The organism is Streptomyces sp. NBC_01669 (assembly GCF_026339735.1).
Lineage (GTDB): Bacteria > Actinomycetota > Actinomycetes > Streptomycetales > Streptomycetaceae > Streptomyces > Streptomyces yanii.
In genome coordinates, this window is the sequence record NZ_JAPEQG010000001.1 from 7,380,437 (window position 1) to 7,400,026 (window position 19,590).

General features: G+C 70.6%; 19 protein-coding genes. 9 read left to right on the forward strand and 10 right to left on the reverse strand.

All coding sequences use genetic code 11. The features are described 5' to 3' along the window. Window positions 1-172 precede the first annotated feature (172 nt). The 4 genes from OG972_RS32980 to OG972_RS32995 form a co-directional block, all read right to left on the reverse strand. The gene (locus OG972_RS32980; protein WP_266987766.1) at window positions 173-364 is read right to left on the reverse strand and encodes a DUF1059 domain-containing protein; all 192 of its coding nucleotides are present in this window, start codon (window positions 362-364) and stop codon (window positions 173-175) included. Window positions 365-484: 120 nt separating this feature from the next. Next, window positions 485-1,225: a Clp protease N-terminal domain-containing protein gene (locus OG972_RS32985; protein ID WP_266987768.1), complete on the reverse strand. Its 741-nt coding sequence runs from the start codon at window positions 1,223-1,225 to the stop codon at window positions 485-487. Between the two features lie 177 nt (window positions 1,226-1,402). Then, window positions 1,403-1,849 carry a hypothetical protein gene (locus OG972_RS32990; protein WP_266987770.1) on the reverse strand — a complete coding sequence of 149 codons (447 nt, stop codon included), beginning with the start codon at window positions 1,847-1,849 and terminating at the stop codon, window positions 1,403-1,405. Window positions 1,850-1,991: 142 nt separating this feature from the next. Beyond that, window positions 1,992-2,489, reverse strand: a complete 498-nt coding sequence (locus OG972_RS32995; RefSeq protein ID WP_266987772.1) for a peptidylprolyl isomerase — start codon at window positions 2,487-2,489, stop codon at window positions 1,992-1,994. A 961-nt stretch (window positions 2,490-3,450) separates the two neighbouring features. Between OG972_RS32995 and OG972_RS33000 the strand changes: the two genes are divergently transcribed. Continuing rightward, window positions 3,451-5,019 (forward strand): alpha/beta hydrolase, encoded by a 1,569-nt coding sequence (locus tag OG972_RS33000; RefSeq protein WP_266987774.1) that lies wholly within the window; start codon window positions 3,451-3,453, stop codon window positions 5,017-5,019. Window positions 5,020-5,202: 183 nt separating this feature from the next. Here OG972_RS33000 and OG972_RS33005 read toward each other — a convergent pair whose 3' ends face one another. Beyond that, window positions 5,203-5,967 (reverse strand): LysR substrate-binding domain-containing protein, encoded by a 765-nt coding sequence (locus tag OG972_RS33005; protein WP_266987776.1) that lies wholly within the window; start codon window positions 5,965-5,967, stop codon window positions 5,203-5,205. A 58-nt stretch (window positions 5,968-6,025) separates the two neighbouring features. On the opposite strand from OG972_RS33005, the gene OG972_RS33010 reads away from it, so the two are divergent. Together OG972_RS33010 and OG972_RS33015 are read left to right on the forward strand one after the other, a co-directional pair. Continuing rightward, entirely contained in the window at window positions 6,026-6,430 is a 405-nt protein-coding gene (locus tag OG972_RS33010; protein ID WP_266987778.1) for a DUF5997 family protein, read from the forward strand. Between the two features lie 346 nt (window positions 6,431-6,776). Next, complete coding sequence (locus OG972_RS33015; RefSeq protein WP_266987780.1) at window positions 6,777-6,965, forward strand: hypothetical protein; 189 nt, start codon at window positions 6,777-6,779, stop codon at window positions 6,963-6,965. 43 nt (window positions 6,966-7,008) lie between these two features. On the opposite strand, the gene OG972_RS33020 is transcribed toward OG972_RS33015, so the two are convergent. Both OG972_RS33020 and OG972_RS33025 read right to left on the reverse strand, forming a co-directional pair. Then, the gene (locus OG972_RS33020) at window positions 7,009-8,313 is read right to left on the reverse strand and encodes a cytochrome P450 (protein WP_266987782.1); all 1,305 of its coding nucleotides are present in this window, start codon (window positions 8,311-8,313) and stop codon (window positions 7,009-7,011) included. Between the two features lie 480 nt (window positions 8,314-8,793). Beyond that, window positions 8,794-9,726, reverse strand: a complete 933-nt coding sequence (locus OG972_RS33025) for an NADP-dependent oxidoreductase (RefSeq protein ID WP_266990869.1) — start codon at window positions 9,724-9,726, stop codon at window positions 8,794-8,796. Window positions 9,727-9,823: 97 nt separating this feature from the next. Between OG972_RS33025 and OG972_RS33030 the strand changes: the two genes are divergently transcribed. Then, a complete protein-coding gene (locus OG972_RS33030) occupies window positions 9,824-10,783 on the forward strand; it encodes a GlxA family transcriptional regulator (protein ID WP_266987784.1) in 960 nt (319 codons plus the stop codon). Between the two features lie 535 nt (window positions 10,784-11,318). Here OG972_RS33030 and OG972_RS33035 read toward each other — a convergent pair. Then, window positions 11,319-11,924, reverse strand: coding sequence for a GPP34 family phosphoprotein (locus tag OG972_RS33035; RefSeq protein ID WP_266987786.1), 606 nt, complete (start codon window positions 11,922-11,924; stop codon window positions 11,319-11,321). 392 nt (window positions 11,925-12,316) lie between these two features. Next, window positions 12,317-13,354 carry an endonuclease/exonuclease/phosphatase family protein gene (locus OG972_RS33040; protein ID WP_266987788.1) on the reverse strand — a complete coding sequence of 346 codons (1,038 nt, stop codon included), beginning with the start codon at window positions 13,352-13,354 and terminating at the stop codon, window positions 12,317-12,319. A 530-nt stretch (window positions 13,355-13,884) separates the two neighbouring features. Here OG972_RS33040 and argC point away from each other — a divergent pair. From argC to OG972_RS33065, 5 genes are read left to right on the forward strand one after another with little or no spacing between them, the layout of a single operon-like run. Then, on the forward strand, window positions 13,885-14,913 hold the full coding sequence (gene argC / locus OG972_RS33045) for an N-acetyl-gamma-glutamyl-phosphate reductase (RefSeq protein WP_266987790.1): 1,029 nt from the start codon (window positions 13,885-13,887) through the stop codon (window positions 14,911-14,913). Next, complete coding sequence (gene argJ / locus OG972_RS33050) at window positions 14,910-16,064, forward strand: bifunctional glutamate N-acetyltransferase/amino-acid acetyltransferase ArgJ (RefSeq protein WP_266987792.1); 1,155 nt, start codon at window positions 14,910-14,912, stop codon at window positions 16,062-16,064. The genes argC and argJ overlap by 4 nt, the downstream gene beginning before the upstream one ends. After that, the gene (gene argB / locus OG972_RS33055) at window positions 16,061-16,993 is read left to right on the forward strand and encodes an acetylglutamate kinase (protein WP_266987794.1); all 933 of its coding nucleotides are present in this window, start codon (window positions 16,061-16,063) and stop codon (window positions 16,991-16,993) included. Before argJ ends, argB begins: the two co-directional genes overlap by 4 nt. Then, on the forward strand, window positions 16,990-18,201 hold the full coding sequence (locus tag OG972_RS33060) for an acetylornithine transaminase (protein WP_266987796.1): 1,212 nt from the start codon (window positions 16,990-16,992) through the stop codon (window positions 18,199-18,201). The genes argB and OG972_RS33060 overlap by 4 nt, the downstream gene beginning before the upstream one ends. 10 nt (window positions 18,202-18,211) lie before the next feature. Beyond that, the gene (locus OG972_RS33065; RefSeq protein ID WP_266987798.1) at window positions 18,212-18,748 is read left to right on the forward strand and encodes an arginine repressor; all 537 of its coding nucleotides are present in this window, start codon (window positions 18,212-18,214) and stop codon (window positions 18,746-18,748) included. Between the two features lie 82 nt (window positions 18,749-18,830). Here OG972_RS33065 and OG972_RS33070 read toward each other — a convergent pair whose 3' ends face one another. After that, window positions 18,831-19,532 (reverse strand): L,D-transpeptidase, encoded by a 702-nt coding sequence (locus tag OG972_RS33070; protein WP_266987800.1) that lies wholly within the window; start codon window positions 19,530-19,532, stop codon window positions 18,831-18,833. Between the last annotated feature and the right edge of the window lie 58 nt (window positions 19,533-19,590).

Consider the following 19,590-nt stretch of genomic DNA (forward strand, 5'->3'; position numbering starts at 1 on the left):
GCCGTCACGGGTGCGCAGGATGTCTCGCGCGGCCACGGTGAGGCGAACCCGCTGTTCGGCATGTGTGCAGCAGGGGCGGGTTCCGGACCCCGGGGACCGCGACACACGGCCCCGGGAAGGCATGCATGGGCCGCGGTGCATCCGGGTGATGCGAACCGGGCCGCGTCGCGGCTCACGCGAGCTGCGTGGGCTCGTCCTGAAGCCCGGACCTGATCTGCTCCCGCAGCTCCAGTCCGTCCGCGTGACCGTGCATCCGGACGGCCAGCTCGGTGGTGGCGCGGACCACTTCCTCCGGCTCACCGGCGAGGGCAAGCGTGCATTTCGTCTCGCTGGGGTATTCCCGGCAGTCGGCGACCTTCCGCATGAGGCACCTCCCTGCTCCCTTCCACTCTAGGTCGGTGTTCACGCCGGGGAGGGGGGAGCAGGGAGGCGCCGGTGCGCTCACAGCCGTACGGAACTGTCCGGCTCCGGTCGGTGCGGCCGGTCATTCACCCTTGCGCGCGGCGACGGCGAGCGTCAGGGCCTCAGCGATGCCGGTCTCCGCGGCGACCTTGTCGATACCGAGCCCGGTCAGCACGCCCTCGCCGTCCTCGTGCTCCAGCAGCGCGAGCAGGATGTGCTCCGTGCCGACGTAGTTGTGCCCCATCCGCAGGGCCTCCCGGAACGTGAGCTCCAGCGCCTTGCGTGCCCCGGCGTCGTACGGAATGAGGTCCGGGAGCTCCGCTGCCGCGGGCGGCAGCGCCTCGGTAGCGGCCTGCCTGACGGCGTCGAGCGAGACGCCCTGCGCCTTGATGAACGCTGCGGCGAGCCCGTCCGGCTCACTGAGCAGCCCCAGCGTCAGGTGCTCCGTACGCACCTGGTCGTTGTTTGCGGCGCGGGCCTCGTTCTGTGCTGCCATCACGACGTTCCGTGCTCGCTCGGTGAACCGGCTGAACCCCTGACTGGGGTCGAGATCCGACGGTTCGCCGGGATCCTTGGCGACGAAGCGCTTCTGGGCCGCCTGTCGGGTGACTCCCATGCTCTTCCCGATCTCCGTCCAGGAGGCTCCCGAGCGGCGTGCCTGATCGACGAAGTGGCCGATCAGGTGGTCGGCCACGTCGCCGAGGTGATCGGCGGCGATGACCGCGCCCGAGAGCTGTTCGAGGGCGTCGGGGTGAACTTTCTTGATGGCTTCGATCAGTTCGTCGAGCCGTACCGGATTCGTCATGCTCACTGGTTTCACCATGTGTCAACCGTAGGTTGACAGTCGTGCACTGTCAACCATCGGTTGACAGTGCACGTAATGCACGTAAGGCGTGGCGACGCTCGGCCCTGCGGGGACCGGCCGGTCGGGGAAGTCGGCGCCGATGGACGCGACCCGGCGTCGAGTGCCGCAGCGCGGCGACCGTGTCCGCGCAGCGGCTCATGGAGGCAGTAACCGGGGCCGTCGCTCCGCAGATGGAGGCGGAGCGAGGGGATGGTCGGCGCGGCCGGTCAGCTGCCCGGCGAGGGGCACGTTGAGGGCAAGCGCCCGGTCCGTCGTCGTGCCGGGCAGCAGCTCCGGGACCGTGACCACGGCATGGCCGACCTGGGCGGCCGGCTCGGTCCCGGGGGCCGGGAAGCCTGCGGAGCGGGGTGCGTCGACGCCGGTGAGCGGGCCGGTCCGGAGCTCGGCGAGCTGGGCGTGAGGCCGCCACTTCCGTGCGGACCGGTGACCGTCGGGCCAGGTCGCATGGGCTGCGCCGACCTGCCAACCCGGGCACGGGCCCGCCGCGACCGGAGGGACGCCGGTCCGGGCGTGCGGGGCTGCCGTCATGGACGCGGCATGCAGCCGCTCGGCGCGTACCCGGCTCCGGTCGGAAGGGTCCATCGGGCGGCTGTCGCCGCAGATGCCGCACGGGTGTCATCGCGGACCCGAACGGCCCCTTCGGGCGGGCGCGGGGCGGGAACGAGCGCCCGGCCCCCGCTGATCGATCAGCGGGGGCCGGGGCGCCAGAAGGTTCCTCGTACGGTCAGAGGACGCCGGAGTCGGCGATGGTGACCTTGGCCCGGGTCTTGCCGCTCTGCGAGCCGTAGCTCTCGATCTTCTTGACCAGGTCCATGCTCTCCTGGCCGTCGACCTCGCCGAAGACGACGTGCTTGCCGTCCAGCCACGACGTCACGATCGTCGTGATGAAGAACTGGGAGCCGTTGGAGTTGGGGCCCGCGTTCGCCATCGACAGCAGTCCGGGCTTGTTGTGCGTGAGCTTGAAGTTCTCGTCGGCGAACTTCTCGCCGTAGATGCTCTTGCCACCACGGCCGTCACCGCTGGTGAAGTCGCCGCCCTGCAGCATGAAGTCCGGGATGACCCGGTGGAAGGACGAGCCCTTGTAGCCGAAGCCCTTCTCGCCGGTCGCCAGCGCGCGGAAGTTCTCCGTCGTCTTCGGAACCACGTCGTCGAACAGGTTGAACACGATCCGCCCGGCGGGCTCGTCATTGATGGTGATGTCGAAAAAAACCTTGGTCGTCATGGATCCATCCTGACATCACCATCGTCGGCCACCAGCGGACGGGGTGGTCCGATCGCCGGATCACCCGGCCGGCTCTCGAACGCAAGTGCGAGAAAAGGCGTCGTGCGGGCGGTCGGAGAGGCTAGCTGACCAGGCATCAGAAACCTTTGCGCAGTGCCTCTCTGCCCGCTCCGGAGCGAGTGCCGGACTGATGTGTTACGCACGGTGAGCGCCTTTGAGCTCCTGCCCGGTCGTCGCCCTTTCCTGGGTCTCCCGGGTCCTCCCGGCCTACCGGCCCGTCCCGGCGGGCTGGACCGGCAGAGTGAAAACGTGCTGAAGGGTCACGATGCGCGTGATCGCCTCGCCGAACGGACGGGCGCAGCGAGCTGCGGGAGTCAGCCGGTGCCACCACGGAGAGGTGAACCCGGCTTGTCCGAGGGCTCGCTCCGGAAGGCACCGCCGCACCGGTGGACCGGACGCGGGCGTACCGGTCGTGGGGGCCGGACCGGTCGGGCCGGCCGGGACCTGCCGCAGGGCTACGGCAGGCGCGCCATGCACCACGGTGCCGCGGGCATCGACGACGGCCTGCCGACGGCGGGACCGTGGCCACGTTCTGCTGTACGGGGACGAGGAAGGGTCGACGAATCGCGTCCACGGACAAGGAGTTGACGCACGGGTGAGTGGATTCCCGCATCGGGGTCGGCGAACGGCGCACCCGTCGACGGAACACCGCTGCCGGTGTACCGCGACGGCCGCGGCGAGTTCGCCCGCGTCCACGGGGTGCGGGACCGGACGGCTCTTGTGCTGCGCCCGGACGGACGACGCTGCCACCCGTTCGGACGGGCGCGTGTTGCCCGACACGTTCGGCGCCGTTCGTATGGCACTGAGCCTGCCGACTGCCGGCTCCGCGCCATGAGTCATCCTGCCCAGGAAGGGGCCACCGATGCCAGGTGTCGCCATCCATCGGCAAAGACGTGGCGCCATGTGCGCTGCGGGGGCCCTGCTGCTCGCCTCCTCGGTCACGATCGGAGGTTCGGTCGCGGTCGAGCTGCCCGACGGGGGGCCGTCGGCCTCCGGCGGGACGACGCTGACATGGAAGCCCTGCGAGGGTGAGGGCCTGCAGGGATTCGAGTGCGCAACGATGAAGGCGCCACTTGACTACGCCCGTCCCGGGTGGCGCACCATTGACCTGGTGGTGATCAGGCACCGGGCCATCGCTCCCGGTCGGCGGGTCGGATCACTGTTCTTCAACCCCGGGGGGCCCGGCGGAGCGGGAACGGTGGGGCTGCCGTTGCAGTATGAGAAGTTCCCCAAGGAACTACGGGAGCGGTTCGACATCGTCAGTTGGGACCCGCGCGGCGTCGGGCAGAGCACCGCAGTGCGATGTTTTTCCGGCGCGGAAGAGGCCAGCACATGGTGGGCGAATGTTCCCGACTTTCCGGTCGGCGCGAAAGAGCGCAGATCCTTCACTGCGGCCTACGCCGAGCTCGGCCGACGCTGTGACAAGCGCGTTCCGGAACTGCTGCGTCATGTCTCGACGGCCGAGAGCGCCCGCGACCTCGACCGGTTGCGTCAGGCGCTCGGTGAGCGGCAGTTGAGGTACTGGGGTGTCTCGTACGGAACGTTGCTGGGGGCGACGTACGCAAACCTCTTCCCGTCCAGGGCAGGCCGCCTGGTGCTCGACGGGAACGTCGATCCTCGGGCCTGGGTCGACGACGGCTCGAAGAGCGAGCCGGAACTGAACACCTTCCTGCGGCTGGGGTCCGATCTGGGCTCGGCCGACGCCCTGGGGGAGTTCCTGCGGCTGTGCGGTCGCGCCCCGGCGAGCAGTTGCGCCTTCTCCGCAGGAGACCCGGCAGCAACCCGCGCCAAGTTCAGCGAGCTGCTGCGGCGCCTCCCGGAAAGGCCCGTGGGCTCCTGGACGTACGCGAAGACCGTCAGCGAGGTCCGTGGCGGGCTCTACACGGTCCACCCCGGCTGGGCCGAGACGGCCCAGATGCTGCAGGACCTCTGGGAGGGCCGCATCCCGGGGGATCCGCCGGCGCCACCCGTTGGCTCGAAGTATCCCGGTTTCGAGCAGAATCTCGGCGTACTGTGCGCGGAAAGCCCCAACCCCCGCGACCCGGCACGCTACGTCGGACTCGACAAGCTGAGTACCGCGCGAGCGGGAGACCTCGGACACTGGTGGGCCTGGGCCGACGAGCCGTGCGCAACCTGGCCGGCCCGCGCTGCCAGGAACTACACCGGCCCCTGGAACAGGCACACCGCGAACCCCGTACTCGTCATCAATGCGACCTACGACCCTGCCACCCCCTATCAGGCAGGCAAGGCGATGGCCCGTGAACTCGCCGACGCCCGTCTGCTCACGCTCAACGGGTACGGTCACACGGCACTGGACAATCCGAGCGGCTGCGTCGGCCGGTATGCGGCCCGCTACTTCCTCAGCGGTGTCCTGCCCCCCGTCGGCGCCACGTGCGAACAGGACATCCCTCCCTTCGCGACGGAGACACCGGCCGTCCGCGACGGAAGAGGCGATACGGGCACGAAGTGAGCTCCGGAACGAGGCAGGCAACGCAGCCTTTCCCCGGGAGTGCGCCGACGCGGTCCGCGTACGGGGCCGCGAGCTCCCGTACGAGCGGCGGCCGTCGGTGCCGGGGCGCCTCGGAGGGCGGGCCGGGACTCAGTTGTGAGTTCCGGCCGCCCTGCGGCGATCACGGCTGTCCGACGACCGGATTCAGGACCGGCGACGGGGCTTGCCCCGCCTGCCGGTCTTGGGACCGCCGGAGCCGCTCCGCGGGCTCTTGCGGGCCGGCTTCCCGGCTGTGGACTTTCGCTGCGCGCCGCCTGTGTCAGGGCGCTTGCGCTGCTTCGGCTGCGCCGGGGTGGGGTTGCGCCCCCGCGAGCTGTTGACGGTCCGCCCGCGGACGATCCCGATGAAGTCCTCCACCAGGTCGGTGGTTTCTTCCTCCGGCCACGACAGCGCGACGCGCGACTCGGGGGCGTCCGTGAGCGGCCGGTACGTGAGGTCCTTGCGGTGGTGCAGGCGTGCGAGTGACTGAGGGACGACGAGGAGGCCCACCCCTGCCGCCACCAGCTCGATGGCGTCCGCCGTCGTGGCCGGACGCTCGATCGCGGGCCGGCCGGGCGGAAGCTCCCAGCCCAGGGTGTCGTCGAGGGGGTGCAGCACGACGTCGTCGGCCAGATCCGCTACGGACACCTCGTCGACCGTCGCCACGACGTGATCCTTCGGGACCACGACCACCGTGGTCTCGGTGTAGAGGGGGATCGCGCTGAGGTCCGTCCGGTCGATCGGCAACCGCACGAAACCTGCGTCGGCGCCCCCGCCCCGCAACAGGTCGGATGCTTCGGCGGCGGCCACCGCGACGAGAGTCAGTGGGATGTCGGGCAGCCGCTCGTTCCAGATACGCACCCACTTGGTCGGCGTCACGCCTGGGACGTATGCGAGCCGGAACGAGAGGGGTGCATCGGAGCCTGTCACCCTGCCAGGCTACCGGTCGTGGTCGGAGGAATCGCACACGCTCGCTACTCTTGACACCATGACGTCGCACCAGACCACCCAGACGATGAAGCCCGCAACCGCGGCAAAGAAGCTGGGTGTGTACCTCGAGGCCACCCCCGCCGAGTTCCAGGAGGGTGTCGTCTCGCGCAGCGAGCTCAATGCGCTGCAGGCCGATCCGCCCGAGTGGCTGCAGGAACTGCGGCGCAACGGACCGCACCCCCGCCCGGTGGTCGCGGCGAAGCTGGGCGTCTCGATCGCGGGTCTCGCACGTGGCGGAGTCACGGACCCCCTCACCACGGAGCAGATCGACGCGCTGAAGAAGGACCTCCCCGAGTGGCTGCAGAAGGAGCGCGCCACCCAGGCCGAAGTCCGGAAGGAAGCGGCGCGCATCAAGGAGAAGAACGCGGAGCGAGCCGGTCAGCCCCAGCGACCGCGCTCCTGACCTGCTTCTCTCGCCGTTCGGACTCGACGACGCTGTCGGTGGTCCTCACCCGACCGGGATGAGGAGTACCGGCAGCGTCGTTTCTGTGAGGGCCGCGTCCGTGGGGCAGGGCCGACGCTCCACGGGCGGCTGTGCGACGACGCCGGCCGGCGTGCGCCCTCCGGCGTTCGGACTGATGGCTTCACGCTCACCCGGCGGCCCGGGGACGACTGCGACAACCGGGTGGCAAGCAGTGATGTGCCCCACAGGGTTTGCGCGCCTGACCGTGATCCGAATGTGCTCGTTCAGGGGCCCGCCCGCGGCACCCACGTCACTGGGTGTGCCGGCTCGCGGCGGGTGGACGATCATGGCTGATCAGGCGGTGATGCGGTCCGAAACCACCGCGGAAGCATTGTTCTCACCCGCCTCCGCCTTGTTCAGCGCCTTCCTGGGCACCGGTTCGGACGACCCGGCCGGCTACGGCGCCGCCTTCGGGCAGCTGCTCGTGCCGGGCATCCTGGCTGCCCTGCTCGCCGCCCGCGCCCGCAGCGAGTGAGCGACGGCTTCCCGGGAGACCTGCTCGCGGGGCCGGGCGCTGCTCAGTTCAGATGCACCGGCAGCGAGTCCACCCCGTACACCACCGACAACTTGCGGAACTCCAGTTCCTCCGGCCGCACCGCAAGGCGCATGTCCGGAAAACGGGCTACCAACTTGGGGAAGGCCGCGCGGAGTTCCATCTTGCCGAGTTCGGCGCCGATGCAGCGGTGGATGCCGTGTCCGAACGCCAGGTGGGACGAGGCGGGTGGGCGGGTCGGGTCGAACGTGTCCATCGCGGGGCCGAGGCGCGGGTCACGGTCGGCGGCGCTGAGGGAGACGATGACGATGTCGCCGCCGGATATGCGTACGCCGCCGACCTCCATGTCCTCGCGGGCGAAGCGCGGGAAGGCCGTCTGGACGACCGTGAGGTGGCGCAGGAGTTCGTCGACGAAGGGGGCGGCGACCGCGGCCGGGTCGTCGGCCTTGCGTATCGCCTCGAAGTGTCCGCGGTCCCGGAGCATGACCAGAGTGCCGAGGGCGAGCATGCTCGCGGTCGTTTCCAGACCGCCGGTGAGGACGCCGTCGGCGAGGCCGGTGAGTTCCTCGTCGGTGACGCTGTCGCCGTGTTCGCGGATGAGCATGCCGAGCAGACCGTCGCCGGGGTTGCGGCGCTGCTGTTCGACCAGGCCGTGCAGGTACTCCCTGGACTGGGAGATCGCGCCGAAGGATGCGCCGACGCCGCCGAGAACATCGAAGCGGGCGACCGAGAACTGCTGGAAGGCGTCCCGTTCCTCGTAGGGGACGCCGAGGAGCTCGCAGATGACCAGGGCAGGGACCGGCAACGCGAAGTGCTCGACGAAGTCGACCCGCCCGTCGGTGTCTGCGGCCTTTGCCAGTTCGGCCAGGCGTTCCTCGGCGATCGCGTGGATACGGGGTGTCAGGCGGCTGAGGCGGCGCATCGTGAACTCGGGGGTGAGCAGCCGACGCAGGCGTGTGTGGTCGGGCGGGTCGCAGAAGCCCAGACCGCCTGGCTGATGGTTCTCGGTGACACTCGTGTGGTTGACCAGGTTGGCGAAGTCGTTGCTGAAGGCGCGGGCGTCGCCGAGGACTTGCTTCGCCTCGTCGTAGCCGGAGACCAGCCAGACCGTCATGCCGGGTATGGGCAGCCGGCTGACCGGCTCCCGGTCGCGCAGCGCGCCGATCTCCGGGACGGGGTCGAGGCCGTCACGGCGCAGCGGCAGCAGCGCGGCGTCGGGCAGCTTCGAGAGAATGGAGAGGTCGAGGCCGCGGCCCTTCTTCCGAAGCCGGGAGAAATAGAGACGGGTCACCCACGTCGCTAGTGCGGAACGTGCGGAAGGTATGGACATGTACTCGTGCTCGCATCTGTGAGGTGGGACGGACGAGGCCGGTGCCGGTAACCGGTGCGGGGAGCCCAGCAGGAGGGTAAGCCCTGCCGGTCCGGAGGCCGGTAACCCCCAGTGCGGTGCCGCCGGCCGGGCACTGCGGGCCAGGGAGGCAGCGAGCGGTTGTCCATGGCCTGGATCGATGCGTTTCCGGTACACCTCCCCACGAAGGCCTGGCCGCCATCGGCCCGGCCCGCTTCGTCCTCGAAGGCCCGGCCTCGTACCCGGCGGTGTCAGGGGCCCGAACCGAGCCGGCCGGGCGTACGCGGGAATCTCATCCGTCCGCCGAAGCGCTGGGTCACACCATCCGTGACCGAGCGCCGCAGCCGGCCCCCTTGGGCCGGCTGCGGCGCTCAGGTACACGTCAGGGTCGGTGTGCGGCGGCCGAGCGGCGCTCGTTGCGGTACGGGCCGACGCGGTCTGTCCTCACCCTGCACCAGGTCGTTACTCCACGATCAGGACGATCTTGCCGGTGGTGCGGCCGGTCTCACCCAGCGCGTGGGCCTTGGCCGCGTCCGCCAGGGGAAAGGTGGCCTCGATGTGGGCGCGGAGAGAGCCGGCCTCGACGAGTTCGGCGATGGCACTCATGCCCGCGTGGTCGGACTCGACCAGGAGGGTTTCGACGCGGATGCCCAACTCGGCGGCCTTCGCCACTTCCTGGGGTGAGCCACCGCCCAGGAGGGAGACGAGGATGCCGCCGCGGCGGAGGACGTCGAGGGAGCGGGCGCGGGTCTCGCCGGAGAGGGGGTCGAGGACCATGTCGATGTCCTGGACGGCATCGGCGAAGTCGACGGTGCGGTAGTCGATGACTTCGTCCGCACCGAGCCCGCGTACGAAGTCGTGCTTGGGCGCGCTCGCGGTGCCGATCACGTACGCGCCACGGGACTTGGCGATCTGGACGGCGAGGTGGCCCACGCCGCCGGCGGCGGCGTGGATGAGGACCCGCTGGCCGGGCCGGACTTCGGCGGTGTCGACCAGTGCCTGGTAGGCGGTGAGGGCGGCGAGGGGGAGTGCTCCGGCCTGGACGTGATCGATGCCGACCGGCTTGTGGGCGAATGCGCGGGCGGGACCGGTCACGTACTCGGCGTGGGAGCCGACGCCGTACGGGTAGGGCAGCATGCCGAAGACCTCGTCGCCCGGCTTGAAGAGGGTGACCCCGTAACCGACGGCCTCGACGACCCCCGAGACGTCCCAGCCGAGCACGAGCGGAAGCCGGTCCAGGAACAGGCCGTTCGCCCGGTGCTTCCAGTCGGTGGGGTTGAGGCCGGCGGCACGGACGGCGACCAGGATCTGACTCGGGCCGGGGACGGGCCTGGGAAGCCGTACTTCCCTGAGTACGTCGGGGGTTCCGTGAATGTCCTGGCTGATCGCGCGCATGGTGGCCTGGTTCGTGTCGTTCGTCATGGGCCAAGCGTGACCGGTTTCGCCGTTCCGTACCATGGCATGATTGCCATCTTTCGACAGGATTCTGCCAATGGGAAACGTGCACCGTGTCGTCGTGCTGGCCCTGGACGGCGTGTACCCGTTCGAACTGGGCATTCCGAGCCGGGTCTTCGGGGCTGCGGAGGGCCGGTACGAGGTCCTCACCTGCACCGTCGACGGACGTTCGGTGCGCACCAACTCCGACTTCTCGGTCGGTGTCGAGCACGGTCCGGAGATTCTGGGCACGGCCGACACCGTCGTCATCCCGCCCTTCGACACCTCCCGCATCACGCGGGAGGCGCCCGCGGCCGTTGTTGCGGCCCTCGGGTCCATGGCACCCGGCACGCGCATCGTGTCGATCTGCACAGGCGCCTTCGTGCTCGCGGCCACCGGGATGCTCGACCACCGGCCGGCCACCACGCACTGGGCGCTCGCGGAGGTCTTCCGCGACTGGTTCCCCCAGGTGGAACTGGACCCGGACGTCCTGTTCATCGACGACGGGGACGTGCTGACCTCCGCGGGCGCCGCTTCCGGGGTCGATGTCTGCCTGCATCTCGTGCGCAAGGACCACGGCAGCCAGGTCGCCAACCGGGTGGCACGTATGTGTGTCGTCCCGCCGTGGAGGGACGGGGGACAGGCGCAGTACATCGAGCAGCCGGTCCCCGAGCCGTCCGCCAACGGAACGGCCGCCACTCGTCAGTGGGCCCTGGAAAACCTTCACGAGCCCCTGAGCCTGGCGGAGCTGGCCGACCGCGCCCGGATGAGCCTGCGCACCTTCGCCCGCCGTTTCGACGAAGAGGTGGGCATGAGCCCGGGCAGGTGGCTCATCCAGCAGCGAGTCGGGCGGGCGCGCCAGCTGCTCGAATCGAGTGACCTGTCGGTGGACGAGATCGCCGGACAGGTCGGCTTCGCCACGGGTACCTCGCTGCGCCAGCACCTGCACGCAGCGATCGGCGTCTCACCCCTCGCCTACCGGCGTACCTTCCGGGGCGCACCGCGCGCAGGGGGCTGACATATCGCCGCAGGTCGGCCGAGTGGACGCTCATCCCTCCGAGCCATGGGGATTTCGATCCGACAACCCTCACGTCACCCGGGTCCGCGACCACCTGCTGCGCCTCGTCCGCAGCTGATGAGTCGGGGCATGGTGGTCATCCCGGTCTGTCCGGCACCAGGTGTGCCGTGGGTGGCCGCATGGTGCGGCAGGCGTTCAGGGCGTGCGCGCCCGACGGGTGCGAGCCGGGCGTGGGATTAATGGGTGAGGGCCGCCCGGCAGTGCGACCACTCCCTGCCGTCCGCCCGGCGGAGCATGAAGCCGGCGACGTCCGCTCGGCCGAACCTGCCGCCGATGCGGCCGCGCGAGCGGACGTCGAAGCACGCCTCATTGCTGCAGGGCGCCGCTGTGGGCGTCACACCTGTACGACGGGCGTACCGGACTGTGCGCGGGCGGCAGCCTTCCCGCCGACTCGGGAGTGTCGGTTGCGCCCAGGTGTGTCATGCGCCGAGGCCATCAGATGGCGGCGGCCACCGCCCCGTGTGCGGTGCCGTCGTCATTCGCCTCGCCAGATGTTGTCGAAGGCCGCATCCTCGATGGCTCGCCGTTGCCGTACGGCCTCCAGCTCCATCAACGCGTCATTGACGGCGGCCAGCACGGTCACCACCGCGTCGTCGGCCGTGGTCGGGAAGTCCCCGGTCCAGTCGTCCCGGATCCCGATGGCTGCCGCAAGGGCGGCGAGGACGGGCTCGTCCGATGTCCAGCGGTCCGCCGCCGCGCGGCGGGCGGGCGAATCGACCAGCACCGTCCGACCGCTCCGGAAGGGCATCCCGCGACGGGGCTGCCGAGTGAGCTGCCCCTCCGCCTCGAGCGCGGCCAGATAGGCCGCGGACAGGCCGCGACCTCTGCGCCACAGCCAGTCCTCGACCGATTCGTACGGCGCCTCCCGGATCAGCGACGCCGCGGCCTCGTCCAGCAGGTGATCGGCCATGGGGGGCCGGAGGCCCGGCACGATCCGATCGCCGTCCAGTCTGATGGCCTCGGCACCGAGGAGGTCGATCATCTCGGCTCCCGCGAGCGCGAGTGACAGGTCGCCCTGCTCCACAGGGCGACCTGGCGCCATGTCCATGACTGCGATCGAGAGGTCCCGCGGTGTGGTCATGAAGGGCTCCACGTCAGAGGCATCGGTAGCGAGGCGTCGCCGAGCAGCTGGTCCGGCACCCGATGTGACGCTGGGCGGCAAGGTCGGCTGCCGTTGTCGGTGGCCGCCGCGATCGCTGAGCGGATTTGCTGCGCGTAGCCAGCGGGCGGGAAGTCCGGCCGGTGCTGTCCATCGGGATCAGGTCACTGATGGTGTGGCCGGTGTATGGGGAAAGGACCTTCCTGCCCGTCGCCGAGCATTCCCGGTATCGAGCTTACGGAGCGAGGGCGGCAGCTGCATCCTGCGTCCGTCCCATCGTGCCGCCCCGGCCGACTGCCGCGCTCGGTCGCACCGCCTGTGCCGAAGCACGCCGGCTGTCACCTACGCAGGTTCGCTGTCACCGGGACCCTTCCTCAGCCCAGTGTGATCCGGGCGGCGACCGGCAGGTGGTCGCTGCCGGTGGCGGGCAAGGTGTGGATGTGGGCGACGGTCGCCGAGCGGGCCATGACCTGGTCGATCCGGGCCAGCGGGAAGGCGGCGGGGAAGCTGAAGGCGAAGCCGCGTTCCGCTACGTTCATCCGTGAAGTGAGCGGGGCCAGCCCACGGTCGTCGACCGTGCCGTTGAGGTCCCCCAGCAGGATCACCGTTCTCAGCTTCTCGGCGGCGACGGCCTCGCCCAGCAGGCCGGCGCTCTCGTCGCGCCAGGAGGATGCGAGGCCGCTCGCCCGGACGCGGACCGAGGGCAGGTGCGCGACGTATGCCGCGATCTCCCCGTGCGACGTCTGGACCACGGTCCGCAGCCCGCGACTCCAGGCCTCCGCGATCCCCTGGGGTTTGATGTCCAACAGCCGGGTGTCGCTCAGTGGATATCTCGACCAGAGTCCGACGGTGCCCCGGACCGCGTGGTACGGGTAGTCGGGGGCGAGGGTCTTCTCGTAGACCGGCAGCGCCGGGGGCACCAGCTCCTCCAGCGCGATGACATCGGGCTCGGCGTCGGCCAGGGCGCGGGCCGTGCCTGTCGGGTCGGTGTTCTCGTCGCTGACGTTGTGCTGCACCACGACCAGGTCGTGTCCGCCGGGCTTCGCCCCGGGCAGGAGCAGCCCGCCGAAGAGGTGCATCCAGGCCGCCACGGGCATCAGCAGGGCCACCACCGCGGTGGCCGAACGGCGCAGCAGCGCCGTGCCGAGCAGCACCACGACCACCAGGCCGAGCCACGGCAGGAACGCTTCCAGCAGACCACCCAGGTGGCCCACGGAGTTGGGGACGGCCCGGTGGAACGCCAGCAGCCCGGCCGTCAGCACCGCGAGCGCGGCGATCGCCCGCCCCCGCGTCCAGGCCGACCGGACCCTCGCGTCCTCGCCCGGAGCGCAGCGCCCCGCCCGGCGCCGCGCCCACCGAGGCGCTGCTGCCTTCACCGTCGCACCGCTGTCCGCTCGTGCTTGCTCCATCATGGCTCCCCATCCACGTGACCTCGCCCTCCAGGACGAGCCATCGGGTGAATCAGTTTCTTTTGTCCGCGGCACAGCGCCGCGGATGGCCGAGGCATTGCCCGACCCGCAACTTCCGGCCCCGAGGGTCGGCGTCGATGAGTGGGCGGCGGGCAAGGGCCGGAACCACGGGACCGCGGTGGATGGCGAGCCATGTCGGCCGGCGTACCTGCTGCCCGACCGGGAGACTTCGAGCTTGGCCGCATGGCTGGCCAAAAGGCCGGGGACCGAGGCCGTATGCCGTGACTGCGCACTGTTCTCCGCCCGGGGCGCCCGCAGGGGCGCCCCGGGCGGTGCAGTGGCGGATTATTGGGATATGTGGCACAACCTGAGCGAAGGTGCCGAGCGGAGCGTCGCCCGGCGCCGCGGCTTCCTGCCCGTACGAGGCGGGCTGCGACTGGGGGCAGCCACACATCGCCGCGCGCCGACCCGCGAGGGCTTTGCATAAAAGTGCGGCGATGCGTATAGTCATGCCATCGACGAGGAGGATTCCGATGGCGGTACGTGCAGCAGTGGCAGGGGCGAGCGGGTATGCCGGCGGGGAACTGCTCCGTCTGCTGCTCGTTCACCCCGAGGTGGAGATCGGTGCTCTCACCGGCAATACCAACGCCGGCCAGAAGCTCGGCGCGCTGCAACCGCATCTGCGACCGCTCGCCGACCGGGTGCTCCAGCCGACCACGCCCGAGGTCCTCGCCGGGCACGACGTCGTCTTTCTCGCCCTGCCGCACGGGCAGTCCGCCGCCGTCGCCGAGCAGCTCGGCGACGAGGTGCTCGTCGTCGACATGGGCGCCGACTTCCGGCTGAAGGACGCCGCCGACTGGGAGAAGTTCTACGGGTCGCCGCACGCCGGGACCTGGCCCTACGGTCTGCCCGAGCTTCCCGGTGCCCGTGCCGCGCTGGCGGGTTCCAAGCGGATCGCGGTGCCCGGCTGCTACCCGACGGCCGTCTCCCTCGCGCTGTTCCCGGCGTATGCGGCCCAGCTCGCCGAGCCCGAGGCCGTCGTCGTCGCTGCGTCCGGTACCTCCGGGGCGGGCAAGGCGGCCAAGCCGCACCTGCTCGGCTCCGAGGTGATGGGCAACATGTCTCCGTACGGCGTCGGCGGTGTCCACCGGCACACGCCCGAGATGATCCAGAACCTCAGCGCCGCCGCCGGTGAGCCGGTCACGGTTTCCTTCACGCCGACCCTCGCGCCCATGCCCCGCGGCATCCTCGCCACGTGCAGCGCGAAGGCGAAGCCGGGCGTGACCGCCGAGTCCGTGCGTACCGCCTATGACAAGGCCTTCGCGGACGAGCCGTTCGTCGACCTCCTTCCCGAGGGACAGTGGCCCGCCACCGCGTCCGTGTACGGCTCCAACGCCGTGCAGATCCAGGTCGCGTACGACGAGGCAGCCGGCCGGATCGTCGTCATCAGCGCCATCGACAACCTTGCCAAGGGCACCGCGGGCGGCGCCCTGCAGAGCATGAACATCGCCCTCGGACTTTCCGAGGACACAGGTCTTTCCACGATCGGAGTGGCACCGTGAGCGTCACGGCAGCACAGGGGTTCTCGGCGGCGGGTATCGCCGCGGGAATCAAGGAGAGCGGTAACCCGGACCTGGCCCTCGTGGTCAACAACGGCCCGCGTCGCGCCGCCGCGGGAGTCTTCACCTCCAACCGCGTCAAGGCCGCCCCCGTCCTCTGGTCGGAGCAGGTCCTCAAGGGCGGCGAGGTCACCGCCGTCGTCCTCAACTCCGGTGGCGCCAACGCCTGTACGGGCCCGCAGGGCTTCCAGGACACGCACGCCACCGCCGAGAAGGCCGCCGAGGTCCTCATCGGTCACAGCGCCGGTGAGATCGCCGTCGCCTCGACCGGGCTGATCGGCACGCTGCTCCCGATGGACAAGCTGCTGCCCGGCATCGAGACTGCCGCCGCGGCGCTCAGCGAGCACGGCGGCGAGAAGGCCGCCATCGCGATCAAGACCACGGACACGGTCCACAAGACCGCAGTCGCGGGCGGCGAGGGCTGGACCGTCGGCGGCATGGCCAAGGGCGCGGGCATGCTCGCACCGGGGCTCGCCACGATGCTGGTCGTCCTCACCACGGACGCCGACGTCGACGCCGCCGGTCTCGACTCCGCGCTGCGCGCCGCGACCCGCACCACCTTCGACCGGGTCGACTCCGACGGCTGCATGTCGACGAACGACACCGTGCTGCTGCTGGCCTCCGGGGCCAGCGGGATCACCCCGGAGCAGGGCGAGTTCGCGGAGGCCGTACGGGTCGTCTGCGCCGACCTGGCCCGGCAGCTGATCGGCGACGCCGAGGGTGCCTCCAAGGACATCCGGATCGAGGTCATCAATGCGGCGACCGAGGACGACGCCGTCGAGGTGGGCCGTTCCATCGCGCGCAACAACCTCCTCAAGTGCGCCATCCACGGCGAGGACCCCAACTGGGGCCGGGTCCTCTCGGCGATCGGCACGACGAAGGCCGCCTTCGAGCCCGACCAGCTCAATGTCGCCATCAACGGCGTCTGGGTCTGCAAGAACGGCGGGGTCGGCGAGGACCGCGACCTCGTCGACATGCGGTACCGCGAGGTGAAGATCACCGCCGACCTCGCCGCAGGCACCGAGTCGGCCGTCATCTGGGCCAACGACCTCACCGCGGACTACGTCCACGAGAACAGCGCGTACAGCTCATGAGCGCCGCGAGGAAGCACACCGCACTGCCGAAGGCGCAGATCCTCATCGAGGCGCTGCCCTGGCTGACCCGGCACAACGGCAAGACCGTCGTCATCAAGTTCGGCGGCAACGCCATGATCGACGAGGAGCTGAAGGCGGCCTTCGCGCAGGACGTCGTCTTCCTGCGGCAGGCCGGCCTCAAGCCCGTCGTCGTGCACGGCGGCGGCCCGCAGATCAGCGCCCAGCTCGACAAGCAGGGCCTGGTCAGCGAGTTCAAGGCCGGGCTGCGTGTCACCACACCCGAGGCGATGGACGTCGTACGGATGGTGCTGGCCGGACAGGTCCAGCGCGAGCTCGTCGGCCTGCTCAACCAGCACGGCCCGCTCGCCGTCGGCATGACCGGTGAGGACGCGCACACCATCACCGCCACCCAGCACCGGCCCACCATCGAGGGCGAGCTCGTCGACATCGGCCGGGTCGGCGAGATCACCGCCATCGACACCGGGGCCATCCAGGCGCTGCTGGACGACGGCCGGATCCCGGTCATCTCCTCCATCGCCCGCTCCGCCGACGACAACCACGTCTACAACGTCAACGCCGACACCGCGGCCGCCGCACTCGCCGCCGCGCTGAACGCCGAGACGCTGATGGTCCTCACCGACGTCGAGGGTCTCTACGAGGACTGGCCCAACAGCGACGACGTGATCAGCCGGCTCACCGCCGGCGAGCTGGAGAAGCTGCTGCCGGAGCTGTCCAGCGGCATGGTCCCGAAGATGCAGGGCTGTCTGCACGCCGTGCGCAACGGCGTCGAGACCGCCCGTGTCATCGACGGCCGGGTCCAGCACTCGATCCTGCTGGAGATCTTCACCGACGAAGGAATCGGCACGATGGTCGTGCCCGACGCACAGCCAGGAACAGTCGCACAGCCAGGGACAGAGGGGGAAGCATGACCAACGCCGAGCTTTCACAGCGGTGGCAGGGCTCGCTCATGGACAACTACGGCACCCCGCAGCTCTCCCTGGTCCGCGGCGAAGGCGCCCGCGTGTGGGACGCCGACGGCGCCGAGTACCTCGACTTCGTCGGCGGTATCGCGGTGAACGCGCTGGGCCACGCCCACCCCGCCGTCGTCGGGGCCGTCTCCGCCCAGATCGCCTCCCTCGGCCATGTCTCCAACCTCTTCATCGCCGAACCCCCCGTCGCCCTTGCCGAACGGCTCCTGCACCTTTTCGGACGGACCGGCCGGGTCTACTTCTCCAACTCGGGCGCCGAGGCCAACGAGGCCGCCTTCAAGATCGGCCGGCTGACCGGGCGGACCCATATGGTCGCCACCGACGGCGGCTTCCACGGACGGACCATGGGGGCCCTCGCCCTCACCGGCCAGCCCGGGAAGCGCGAGCCGTTCCTCCCGCTGCCCGGCGACGTCACGCATGTTCCGTACGGGGACGCGGAAGCCCTCCGCGCCGCAGTGACCACCGAGACCGCGCTGGTGATCATCGAACCCGTCCAGGGCGAGAACGGTGTGGTCGTCCCGCCCAAGGGTTACCTGGAGGCCGCCCGGGAGATCACCCGGGCCACCGGCACCCTGCTCGTTCTCGATGAGGTGCAGACCGGTATCGGCCGGTGCGGCCACTGGTTCGAGCACCAGGCCCACCAGAGCATCGAGCCCGACATCGTCACCCTCGCCAAGGGCCTGGGCGGCGGGCTGCCGATCGGCGCCACCGTCGCCTTCGGTGCCACGGCCGACCTGCTGAAGCCCGGTCAGCACGGCACGACGTTCGGCGGCAACCCGATCGCCTGCGCTGCCGGTCTCGCCGTGCTGGACACCCTCGCCGCCGATGGCGCCCTGGATCGGGTGAAGCGGCTCGGCGAGCGGATCCGGGAGGGTGTCGAGGGGCTGGGGCACCCATTGGTCTCCCACGTCCGCGGCTCCGGACTGCTCCTGGGTATCGTGCTCACCGAGCCCCTCGCACCCCAGGTGCAGCAGGCGGCTCAGGGAGCCGGACTTCTGGTGAACGCGCCCGCCCCCGATGTCGTGCGGCTGATGCCGCCGCTGATCATCGGTGACGCAGAGGTGGACGCGTTCCTCGAGGCACTGCCCGGCGCTCTCGACGCGGCACACGGGGACGGACCATCAGGAGAGAAGCGCTCCGGAGAATGAGGCGACGACGATGACCGAGGCGCAGGAATCCGAGTACGGCGGGCAGTCCGTGCCGCAGACCCGCACGGCACGCCACCGCCGGATCGTGGACATCCTGAACCGGCTGCCGGTGCGCTCGCAGAGCCAGCTGGCCAAGCTCCTCGCCGACGACGGGCTGAGCGTCACCCAGGCGACGCTCTCCCGCGACCTGGACGAGCTGGGCGCGGTGAAGATCCGTAACACCGGCGGCGAGCTGATCTACGCGGTGCCGAGCGAGGGCGGTTTCCGCACCCCGCAGGTGCCGCTCGGCGAGTCGGCCAAGGAGGAGCGGATGCGGCGCCTCTCCGCCGAACTGCTCATTTCGGCGGAGGCGTCGGCCAACCTCGTGGTGCTGCGTACGCCTCCGGGCGCGGCCCAGTTCCTGGCCTCGGCCATCGACCAGGCCGAGCTGCAGGACATCCTCGGCACGATCGCGGGCGACGACACGTTGATGCTGATCAGCCGTGACCCGGCGGGCGGTCAGGCACTCGCCGACCATCTGCTGCGGCTGGCGCAGAACGGCCGCTGAGCCCGCGCGGGCTCTTCTTTCCGGACCGGGACGGCCCCTGAGCGTCCGGACCGACCCGGGAGAGGGGTCCTGGGCGCCCGGATCAGTAGCGGGCGATCGCGGTCGGGCCCGAACGGGTCCCGATCGCGATGTGCGGCCGGCGGTCCGGGTCGGCCCAGGCGAGGATCCGGTCCATCGCGGCCGCCGGTACGGAGACGCAGCCGGCGGTCGCCCCGTCCCCGTTCACATGCAGAAATATGCCCGCACCCCGCCCGCGTACCGGCCGGTCGTAGTTGAATCCGACCACCAGTGCGCGGGCGTACTGCGTCCCGTACGCGATCAGGTGCTCGGCCTCGCCCGCCCGGCAGTCAGCGGGCAGCGGCTCCACCCAGCGGTTGTAGCGGGACGCCTCGTTGTCCTGGCACCACCACGACCGGTCGCTGACCCGGCGGTACGGGTAGGCGGTCCCGGCCGGGGCCGCCTTGATCCCGAAGGCGTACGGCAGGTCGTACAGACCCGTGGGCGTGGTGTTCGTGCCCTGGACCCGCTGCTTCCCCTCGGTCAGCCCCTTCGCCCCGAACCGGGCCGACGCCGACCCCATCCGTACCCACTGCCCGGACCGCAGGTTCCACCAGCTCACCGTCCCCGTGGTGGATCCGGTGCCGGGGGCCTCGGCGGTGATCAGCTGCGTGCCGCCGCCCGTGTCGGCCATCCGCTCCGGTAGCGGCGGCGTGGCGGCGGGCCGCGCCGCCACCGAACCCGTGAGGGCGAGCAGAACCGAACCGGTCACCAGTGATATGCGCATGTCCCGGACCGTAGGCGCGACGCCCGCCGGTCCGCCCCCGGGCCTGCTCCGTACGGAC

Bases quoted from the DNA above. Each gene is read 5' to 3' on its own strand.
- OG972_RS32980 (WP_266987766.1), bottom strand. From the start codon at position 364: ATGCGGAAGGTCGCCGACTGCCGGGAATACCCCAGCGAGACGAAATGC.
- OG972_RS32985 (WP_266987768.1), bottom strand. From the start codon at position 1,225: ATGGTGAAACCAGTGAGCATGACGAATCCGGTACGGCTCGACGAACTG.
- OG972_RS32990 (WP_266987770.1), bottom strand. From the start codon at position 1,849: ATGGACCCTTCCGACCGGAGCCGGGTACGCGCCGAGCGGCTGCATGCC.
- OG972_RS32995 (WP_266987772.1), bottom strand. From the start codon at position 2,489: ATGACGACCAAGGTTTTTTTCGACATCACCATCAATGACGAGCCCGCC.
- OG972_RS33000 (WP_266987774.1), top strand. From the start codon at position 3,451: ATGTGCGCTGCGGGGGCCCTGCTGCTCGCCTCCTCGGTCACGATCGGA.
- OG972_RS33010 (WP_266987778.1), top strand. From the start codon at position 6,026: ATGACGTCGCACCAGACCACCCAGACGATGAAGCCCGCAACCGCGGCA.
- OG972_RS33015 (WP_266987780.1), top strand. From the start codon at position 6,777: ATGGCTGATCAGGCGGTGATGCGGTCCGAAACCACCGCGGAAGCATTG.
- OG972_RS33020 (WP_266987782.1), bottom strand. From the start codon at position 8,313: ATGTCCATACCTTCCGCACGTTCCGCACTAGCGACGTGGGTGACCCGT.
- OG972_RS33025 (WP_266990869.1), bottom strand. From the start codon at position 9,726: ATGCGCGCGATCAGCCAGGACATTCACGGAACCCCCGACGTACTCAGG.
- OG972_RS33030 (WP_266987784.1), top strand. From the start codon at position 9,824: ATGGGAAACGTGCACCGTGTCGTCGTGCTGGCCCTGGACGGCGTGTAC.
- OG972_RS33035 (WP_266987786.1), bottom strand. From the start codon at position 11,924: ATGACCACACCGCGGGACCTCTCGATCGCAGTCATGGACATGGCGCCA.
- OG972_RS33040 (WP_266987788.1), bottom strand. From the start codon at position 13,354: ATGATGGAGCAAGCACGAGCGGACAGCGGTGCGACGGTGAAGGCAGCA.
- argC (WP_266987790.1), top strand. From the start codon at position 13,885: ATGGCGGTACGTGCAGCAGTGGCAGGGGCGAGCGGGTATGCCGGCGGG.
- argB (WP_266987794.1), top strand. From the start codon at position 16,061: ATGAGCGCCGCGAGGAAGCACACCGCACTGCCGAAGGCGCAGATCCTC.
- OG972_RS33060 (WP_266987796.1), top strand. From the start codon at position 16,990: ATGACCAACGCCGAGCTTTCACAGCGGTGGCAGGGCTCGCTCATGGAC.
- OG972_RS33065 (WP_266987798.1), top strand. From the start codon at position 18,212: ATGACCGAGGCGCAGGAATCCGAGTACGGCGGGCAGTCCGTGCCGCAG.
- OG972_RS33070 (WP_266987800.1), bottom strand. From the start codon at position 19,532: ATGCGCATATCACTGGTGACCGGTTCGGTTCTGCTCGCCCTCACGGGT.